Below are 6,836 nucleotides of genomic sequence, written 5' to 3' on the forward strand. Positions count from 1 at the left end.
AAAAATCACAGATACGGTATTTTTTTATCATTTTCATACACGGGTTTATCATGCCATCCCCATATGATCAGCTGATACCTCCGTTTCTTTTGTTCTGTCTGTTTACAGTACCCAGCCTGCCGCCTGCACCTGTGTCTCTATCATATGATGATAGATTCCTTCTTTCGCGGACAGTTCTTCCGGTGCGCCTTCCTCTGCAACCACCCCGTCTTTTAATACAACGATCTTATCTGCATTTGCGACTGTACGCATCCGGTGTGCAATGATCAGAACTGTCTTGTTCTGGATCAGTTTCGATAACGCCTCCTGGATCAGTGTTTCATTATCGACATCCAGTGATGCTGTGGCCTCGTCTAATAATATAATTGGCGCATCCTTTAAAAATGCTCTTGCAATCGAGATCCTCTGACGTTCTCCACCGGAGAGTTCTGATCCGTTTTCACCGATCATAGTCTGCCAGCCATCAGGCAGTTTCCGGGCAAACTCATCACAGTGCGCTAATTTTGCAGCCGCAATGACTTCCTCATCCGTTGCATCCTGTCTGCCGATACGGATATTTTCCATGATCGTATTATTAAAAAGCGTAACATCCTGAAATACGATAGAATACAGTGACATCAAAGTTTCCGGATCAATTTTTGAAATATCCATGCCCCCGACTGTGATCTTTCCTTTTTCAATATCCCAGAATCTTGCAGCAAGCCTTGATACCGTCGTTTTTCCACCGCCGGACGGACCAATCAGTGCCGTCACTTCTCCCTGTTTCGCCGTAAATGTCACATCTTTTAACACAGACTCTTTCCTGTCATAAGAAAATCCAACATGCGAAAATACAATATCATATCCTTTATGATCAAGCTTTGTTGTTCCTGTCTGAATTTCATGCGACAAAATCTCATCAAGACGTTCACTCTGTATGTTTGCACTGATCATTGCCGCTAAATTCTGCAGGGAAATCTGCATTGGATCATAAATTCTGGATACAACAAGTAAAAACAGGAAAAATGTCAGGACGTCAATACTTCCTTTTGCCAGCAGAATACCTCCGGTTAAGGCAACTGTTGCAATACCAAGTTTTAAGATCATCTGGGCACTTGCAACAAATACCGCCATTCCAAGTTCTGTCACAATCGCATGTTTCTCAACGGCTTTGATCTTTTTGTCGAGACCTTTCATATAATCATCCTGTGCATTGTTGGCGCGAAGATCACGGACTGTCTCAAGTCCTTCCTGAATTCCGTCGGCACAGTCCATTTTCAATTTCATCTGTTTTCTGCTCATACTGTTCTGCACTTTTCCGGAACAGCCAACGATCAGAAATGAAACCGGAAGCACCCATAGAGCCGCTAAAGCCATTCTCCAGTCAAAGAAAAAGAGACTGCATGCCACAAGTACCGTGGAAATACATGCTCCGATCAGTTCCGGGATCACATGAGAAGAAACCGTCTCCATCGTTGCACAATCTGCCATGATCGTACTAGTCACATCCGACAGGTCTTTTTTGCCAAAGAAAGAGAGTGGAATCTTTCTTAATTTTTCCGCAAGGGTGATACGTCTCACACCACTCTCCACATAAGTTGCAAAAAATGTCGCATTATACTGGATATAAGTGGTAACTGCGATCAATGCCAGACAGATCATGCTGCCTGCCAGATAAAATGCACCTCTTCCACTTAATGTTTCCCCCATATAGTCCTTTACCAGTGAATAAAGCATTCCTACCGGAAACATCAGCACGATATCCGATATCGTGACGGAAACAAATGCTTTTATCATATCCTTCGCACCCTGCTCCGAAAGTGCGTATTTATGCTGTATTTTTTCTTTCAATGACATTTTTATTCCCCCACTTTCCAACGAACCGATTTATTGTATTCATCCCACATATGCGCATACAGTTTCTGTGCTTCTGACAGTTCTCTATGCGTTCCTGCCTCAACGATCTCTCCATCTTTCAATACACAGATCCGGTCGGCATCTACAACGGAAGAAAGACGATGTGCGATCATAATAACCGTTTTTCCCGCGGATAATTTTGAAAATGCCTGCTGCACCTTCGCCTCATTGTCCGGATCAGCAAATGCGGTCGCCTCATCTAAAATCAGGATCGGCGCATTTTTTAACATTGCCCTCGCAATCGAAAGACGCTGTGCTTCACCGCCGGACACATAAGTTCCCTTTGCTCCGATCACCGTATCAATACCATCCGGCAATTTTTCGATAATATCTTCGCACTGTGCATTCTTTAATGCTTCCATAACTTCCTCTCTCGTCGCATCTTTCCTGCCCATGCGGACATTCTCATAAATAGACATCATTAAAAGTTTACTATCCTGAAACACAAACGATACCATATCCATGAGCTTTTTTGACGGGATATCCCGTACATCCACACCGCCAATTCTGATATGTCCCTCTGTTGTATCAAAGAAACGTGCGATCAGACTTGCAAGCGTCGACTTTCCACCGCCGGACGGTCCGACAAATGCAACATGTTCACCCTCCCTGATTTCCAGATCAATGTTATGTAACGCATCTTTTGTGGCATCCTCATAACGGAAGGACACATTTTCAAAAGTGATGGACATATCTTTTGGATCCGTTTTTCCTGCCGCCTCTGTCAGCGGCTTCTTTTCTAAAATACTGTCAATTCTAGTCAACGCATCCTCAACAATCATCTGATTTTCGCTTGCATACATAACTTTATTTAAAGTGACGGTAATAATCGGTGTGATGATAATATAAAACATCAGGTTTAATAAAAACGTGCCACTCTCTCCACCTTTTACCACATAAAAAGTAAATGCGATCAATACCGCAAATACTGCATTGATGGTCATTGTATAAAATGTCATCGGAAGTCTTAATTCTTTTGTGTAAGCAATCGTCCATTTTTCATAATTTTCAATGGACTGTCTGAAACGCTTAAAAGAAAACACCGACTGACCAAACGTCTTTACAACCGGAATTCCGCGGACATATTCCACTGCCTCACTTGACATTTCTTCAAGCGCATTCTGATATTCTGCCATCTTATCTTTCATCTGCTGTCCCATCATGCTCCCCATGATCAGAAATGCAGCCACTACCGGGATCAGGCTTAATAATCCAAGCCGCCAGTCAAACATTAAAAGCAGCACCAAAAGACCGACCGGGGTTGCAATCGCTCCCGCCTGGTCCGGTAACTGATGCGCAAGATAGGTCTCCGTCGCTTCACTTGACTCGTTGACGATCTTACGGATCTTACCGCTTCCATCACTATCCATAAACCCCATCGGCAGTGTCATGATATGGTGCATCAGCTGTGAACGTATCCCTGCCTGCACATGAAACGCAGATAAATGAGAACAGAGCAGTCCGCAGATGTAAAGAAACATGGATAAAATTGAAAAACCGACTGCATGCCATCCATAGTTTGCAAGATTTCCTGCATTCTCATAATGAGGTGCCACATCCAAAACTTCCTTGATTACTCTCCAGATATAATAAAACGGCACCAGCGCGATCCATGCGCTGACCGCAGAAAATATCCACGAGAGGATCGTCAGATACTTAAAATTTCCCGCATATTCAAAAAGCCTAGCTAAAGAACTTTGTTTTTTCATTGTTATCTCCTTTTTTACGAAAATGAAAACTGCTCCATAAACTGTCCGCAATGCTCCCTTGTGAGTGGATAAAACTCCTGCACTTCTCCATGCTCAATATGCAATACATGTGTACAGCACATCACGATCAGTTCCGGATCATGTGTGATAATAAACATTGTCTTTTTTCGCTCTTTCAGTCTTTGAAACAGCCCGGCTGTCTGCCGCATATGTTTATAGTCCAGTCCACTGGTTGGTTCGTCAAAAATTAAAACTGATTTCTCTGCCAGAACCGCTGACGCAATCGCCACCCGCTGTTTCTGCCCCCCGGAAAGAGACATCGGATGACGCTCCCGAAACCCGGCTAAATCCAGCTCACGCAATAAATCAGATACTTTATCCGCTTTTTCTTCCGCCATCCCAAGCTGTATTTCCTCTTCCACTGTTTCACAGAACAGTTGATGGTTGACATCCTGCATGACCATATAGCAGTTTTTTAACATCTGTCTGCCACTTAAGTTTGCATCATCTAACACCGTATGCCCCTTGAACTTTTTTTCCAGTCCGCACAGGCAGCGTAAAAATGTGGATTTTCCTGCGCCGTTATGACCGGTTACGGCAATAATACTTTCTGCCGGAACCGTCACATCAGACATATGCAGCACTTCTTCTTTTTCATAATTAAAATGATAATTTTTAAATGTGATCGTTTTCCCGGATTTTTCTGGTTTTTCCGGGAATTCCGGTTGTGATAAGGAAAGTCCCCGAAGCCCCATCGCCTTGATCCGGTCTTCGGAAAACGTAACAAATGTTTTCATCGGCAGATCCGATACGATATGCCCTTCTTCCATATAAATGACACGGTCGCAGATGTATTTTAACCAGTAAAGTCTATGTTCTGCGATCACAATGGTCTTTCCCTGTTTTTTCCAGAACAGAAGCGTCTTTTTTAATTCTTCAATCGCATCGAGATCCATGTTGGATGTCGGCTCATCTAAGACAAATATCTCCGGCTGCATTGCCGATACCGAAGCACACGCCACCCGCTGTTTCTCTCCACCGGAAAGTTTAAAAATATTGCGCCCCATAAGATTTTCCATTTTCAGTTCTCTTGTCACTTTTGCGATCCGCTGTTTTATCTCATCTTCCGAAAGTCCCATATTTTCACAGCCAAATGCCACTTCACTTGTGGTGTCCAAGCAGAAAAACTGGCTGCGTGGATTCTGGAACACACTTCCCACTTTCTCTGCGATCGTGTAAAGTTCTTCCTCCTGTATCTTCAGTCCGCAGACCTCCACCATTCCATTTAACGTTCCCTCATAAAAATGTGGGATCAGTCCATTTAAAAGGCGCGTGATCGTTGTTTTCCCGCAGCCGGATTCACCGCAGAGTAAAATACATTCTCCCGGTTCCACCGTCAGTGAAACATCATGCAATGCCCCTTTTTCCGAGTTTTCATACTGAAAACTGACATTTGAAATTTGTATTATTTTTTCACTCATATCCCTAATATTCCCTTTATCCAAAGTACATACGGTATCAGACAAAATGCGATCAGAACCACATCCTGAGCATGGATCCCGATTTCGCAGATATTAGTCCGCCTTTTTTCTCCGCCAAGTCCTCTTGTCAGTGCTGCCGCATTCAATTCTTCCCCGATCTTTGCAAGGCAGACCATCAAAGGAACCATCCGGTACTCTAACATTTTTCCTGCATTTTTTCCGCCAACCCTGATATCGCGCATGCGCATTGCCGCATTGATGGATGCAAACTCGTCTGCAACCGTAGGGAAAAAGCGAAACATCACAGACAATGGTATCGTGATCTTTTCGGTGACATGCATTTTATTCATCGCTGCATTAAACTCACTGACCGTCGTTGTCTCAATCAGATACGCCCCCAACAGAATGCTCGACAGAAAACGTGTCAGTATCCCACAGACTCCAAGCAGCAGAAAGTTTGCGATCCCGGTCGTTTTTGGTCCTAGATACCAGAAACACAGATACGATACCGCATACACGATCATATATGTAAATGCCGTTCTCCATTTTTTTGCCAGTAAAAACAGCACAAAAGGGACAACGCAGAAGATAGGCATAAAATCATTAAAAATATCTCCGCCTGCACCACCTAACACAAATACTGCAATGGTAAACAGCAGTAACATTTTTGTGCGCGGATCAAAGACGATGCCGCGATTCTCCACATCCGGCTGTAATAAATTTGCCTGCATTACGCAATTCCTGCCTTTACAAAATGTTTTTTCAGAAGTGACTTACCTATCAATCCACCAATCGCTCCACAGACAAGACATGCCACGATCAAAAGCGGTGCAATCCAGGTACGGCTCATGATATCGGAAAGTGTATTAATATATTCTTCCCCAAAACTCTGTCTCGTTGCAAAATAAGTCTCGGCATTCATAAAAAGAGGGATAAAGTTTCCAAAAATCACAAGACAGAATACCGCATAACTGCAAATTGTTTTGGCTGCACTTTTATAGTTTCCACTCTTTGCGATCAGATCCGCAATCAGTCCAAATACGATTCCAAAGATAAACGGCCAGTAACCCATCCCTGTGATCCACAAAAATAATCCGACAATCATGGAATAAATGGTGATCATTCCAAACTTATCCACCTTTGTCATAAATAACATCATCGGTATTCCACCGACCAACGGAACTAATGCACAAAGCATCGGCATCATGATCGGGATAAATCCAAGCATAGCAACGGCTGTCATGATGACACAGTAAATGGCTGCATAAATACCGATATTGATCAGATCTTTTCCTTTTAACTTCGCATTACTTTTCATCTCATATACTCCTTTTGTCTCTAATTTTTGTTATATATCACTACCAAGAATTAGTGTTTGCTAACCAGTGATTTTGAAAGAAGACTGCCACTCTGTGAAAAGAATGTACAGCCCATCTCTTACTCCCATTTCAGAATTGCATTCCAGCCTCCATAATGGTATTTTTCCAGCATATCCATATAACGGAGTGCCTTCTCCTTCGTCATTTTATGGCGTACCACCTCAAACATACTCTCAAATAATGCCCTCGTCATGATATGGATAAAATCCTCGGTGATCACCTCGCCATCTTCCGTCCGGTAATGAATGACGTCCATATACTTATAAGTATATTCTGTCTCGATCTCGACAAGCCGTTCCACAAAATCCTGAAACTTTGTTCCGTAGGAAGCATCCAGCAAAAGCTCAAACACTTCAAAATTGTCATAAATA

At 43.0% G+C, this 6,836-nt stretch carries 5 protein-coding genes and 1 pseudogene; all 6 read right to left on the bottom strand.

What is annotated here, in order from left to right; translation table 11 throughout:
* Positions 1–102: 102 nt before the first annotated feature.
* A complete protein-coding gene (locus ACDD58_RS19375) occupies positions 103–1,830 on the bottom strand; it encodes an ABC transporter ATP-binding protein (protein WP_370778775.1) in 1,728 nt (575 codons plus the stop codon).
* An 8-nt stretch (positions 1,831–1,838) separates the two neighbouring features.
* On the bottom strand, positions 1,839–3,605 hold the full coding sequence (locus tag ACDD58_RS19380; RefSeq protein ID WP_370778728.1) for an ABC transporter ATP-binding protein: 1,767 nt from the start codon (positions 3,603–3,605) through the stop codon (positions 1,839–1,841).
* Between the two features lie 14 nt (positions 3,606–3,619).
* Complete coding sequence (locus ACDD58_RS19385; RefSeq protein WP_370778730.1) at positions 3,620–5,086, bottom strand: ABC transporter ATP-binding protein; 1,467 nt, start codon at positions 5,084–5,086, stop codon at positions 3,620–3,622.
* Entirely contained in the window at positions 5,083–5,817 is a 735-nt protein-coding gene (locus ACDD58_RS19390; RefSeq protein ID WP_370778733.1) for an energy-coupling factor transporter transmembrane component T, read from the bottom strand. Before ACDD58_RS19390 ends, ACDD58_RS19385 begins: the two co-directional genes overlap by 4 nt.
* Positions 5,817–6,404, bottom strand: coding sequence for an MptD family putative ECF transporter S component (locus ACDD58_RS19395; protein WP_370778734.1), 588 nt, complete (start codon positions 6,402–6,404; stop codon positions 5,817–5,819). Before ACDD58_RS19395 ends, ACDD58_RS19390 begins: the two co-directional genes overlap by 1 nt.
* A gap of 119 nt (positions 6,405–6,523) precedes the next feature.
* Positions 6,524–6,836, bottom strand: a pseudogene (locus tag ACDD58_RS19400) (TetR/AcrR family transcriptional regulator); the annotation flags it as partial.

The organism is Roseburia sp. (assembly GCF_041325975.1).
Classification (GTDB): domain Bacteria; phylum Bacillota; class Clostridia; order Lachnospirales; family Lachnospiraceae; genus Roseburia; species Roseburia rectibacter.